The following is a 2432-nucleotide window of genomic DNA, read 5'->3' on the forward strand; positions in this document are numbered from 1 at the left end:
CACCGCCCCCGCCGGGATCCGCGCAGGTTCCTTGGTCAGCAGCGACGTGCCCAGCACCCAGGCGGCGACCGGACCGACGCCCATACCGGTGGCCGTGGTCAGCCGGTCCGGGTCCACCGCCGGTGCCACGTCTTCGGCACCGTCCGGGACCGTGGCGGCGGGTACCACGTACTCGGCGTACACCTCGGCGGCCGCGTTGAGTGCCCGCAGCCGGGCGCCCGCCGTGTGATGGATGTCGAAGGCGGCGACGGTACGGGTTCCGGAGACCCCCAGCGGAACCTCGACGGCACCGGCCTTCAGGGGGGTCTGGGTGACCGGTTCGTCGGCGAACCGGGTGAACACGCCGACCGACGGACGTACCGCCGGCGAGCGCCGGTCGAGATCGGCGAGCGGACCCTCGGCCGCGCCGTCCTCCGGGGCGGCGGCCACGACCGGCTGGAAGGCGGGCCGCTGCGGGGCCGCGGTGAGGTCGACCGGCTCGGGAACGCCTGGCCGGGTCCGGCACAGCGGGCAGCGCGGATGCGGCAGCAGCCGCTCCGCGAGGACGTCGAACGAGGCCATGTCCTGGAGCAGGACCTGCCCCCGGGTCTCGGCCGGCAGCGCCTTGATGACCAGCCGGAACACCTCGTAGCCGAGCAGATTGCCGAGCATCGCGGCCAGCGGCCCCCGGGGTCCGGGAGCGCCGTCGAGACCCAGCGCGAGACCGCTCCAGAGGTCGGCCGCGACCGCCGCGTCACCGTGTGCCCCCAGCCGCAGCGCCGCACACGCCACGCACCCCTCGGAGTCCGCCGTGCCCACCGGCCCCACCACCGCCGTGCCGCCGAACGTCCAGGCGGGCAGCAGCAGACGGCCCTCCGGCACGCCCGCGCCGAGCAGCGAGGTCGCGGTCCGCAACGCGTCCCGGCCACAGGCGACGACGACCGCTCCGTACCCCTCGTAGCCGCTCCAGTCGCCCGCCGTACGGGGGCCGGTGTCCGCCAGCACCGCCACCTCGGCCGGGCTGCCCTGCGCGGAGAGTGCCGCCGCCTCCTCCCGCAGCGCGCCCCACTCCGCCGCGGTGGCGGTGCCTTCGGCGAGCGACCGCTCCACGCCGACGGCGGCACAGCCGTTGCGGATCAGCGAGCGCGCGCACCACAGGGCGACCGGACCGTCACCCAGCACGGCGACCCGGGTGGCGCGGAACGCGGCGAACCTGCTTTCCGCGTCGTCGGCGTAGTGGTCGACGTAGGCGATCTGCGGGGCGAACCGGGCGGCGACCGCCGGTTCCACCGCCGTGTCCGGTCTCTCCGCGGGGTCCGGTACCGGACGTGCGAACCCGCGGGCGTAGAGCGCCTTGACCAGGCTGCCCACCATCGCCTTCTGCGGATCCCCGAAGCCTGCGCAGATCTCCGCCACGGTCCGGCTCCCGTCCAGATGCGGGACGAGCAGCGTGGCGAACCGGTAGGCGGACGGGGCGCCGACCTGGAAACCCCCGTCGGCGTTGTGGAAGATCACACCGTCCGGCGTCTCGGTGAACAGCACGTCGCGGCGGACCCGGGGCCGGGTGCCGGCGGTCTCCTCGTACGGCGTCGTGGGCATGCGGGGTCGCACCTCCGGGTCGCGGCGGATGGGCCGCTCGGTTTCGACGGGCGGTCGTTGCTGGGTCGTTCGTGGCACGGGGCGTCCCGCCCCGGCTGTCAGACGGCTCCCGAGGGAAGTGCGCGCCGGGCGGGTCCAGCGGCCTGCGGCACGCCGGCGGTCCGGGCGGACCGGTCCAGGGCGTGCGCGCGGAACAGCGGGTTCATCCGGAGGATCCCGGGCTTCTCCTCGTCGACGAGCCCGGTGTCCAGCAGACGTTCCAGCAACTCCTCGACGTGGGACTCGGGGACGGCGAGCGCGGCGGCCGCGTCCGGAGCGGTGATCCGCCCGGCCAGCCGTGCCAGCCGCAGGTGCGCCTCGGCCAGCGGGGCGGGCAGTCGGTCCAGCGCCCGGTCGAGGGCCTGCGGCACGGACATCCGGGTGTCGTCGGGCAGCGTCAGCCGGGCCGGCAGGTCCTTGCGCAGCCATTCGGCGTAGTCGGTGAGACGCAGCTTCGGCCGGGTCAGCAGCCGGGCGGCGACGATCCGCAGGGCCAGTGGGACGTGCCCGCACAGTTCGGCGAGGGTGCGCGCGGCCGCGGTCTCCGCCGTGACCCGCTCCGTGCCGAGTACGGCGGTGAGCAGGGTGTGGGACTCCCGCGGGGGCAGGGCGCCCAGGCTCAGGACCGCCGGTCCGTGCGTGGCGACCAGGGCGGCCAGCCCCATGCGGCTGGTCACCACGACGGCCCCGCAGCCCGTCAGGCCGAGCAGCGCCCGCACCTGGTCGGGGTGCACGGCGTCGTCGAGCACCGCCAGGCAGGACGCGGGGGAGACGCCGGAGGGTATGGCGGCGCGGAGTTCGGCGGCCGCGTCGTC

Annotated in this window: 1 protein-coding gene and 1 pseudogene; both read right to left on the reverse strand. The window is 75.9% G+C overall.

What is annotated here, in order from left to right:
- Positions 1 to 1578: TOMM precursor leader peptide-binding protein (locus tag B9S61_RS13560; protein WP_103542485.1), on the reverse strand; the 1578-nt coding region annotated here is incomplete at its 3' end.
- Positions 1579 to 1676: 98 nt separating this feature from the next.
- Positions 1677 to 2432 (reverse strand): annotated as a pseudogene (locus tag B9S61_RS40820) (AfsR family transcriptional regulator); the annotation flags it as partial.

This window comes from Streptomyces sp. SM1 (assembly GCF_002910825.1).
Lineage (GTDB): Bacteria > Actinomycetota > Actinomycetes > Streptomycetales > Streptomycetaceae > Streptomyces > Streptomyces okerensis.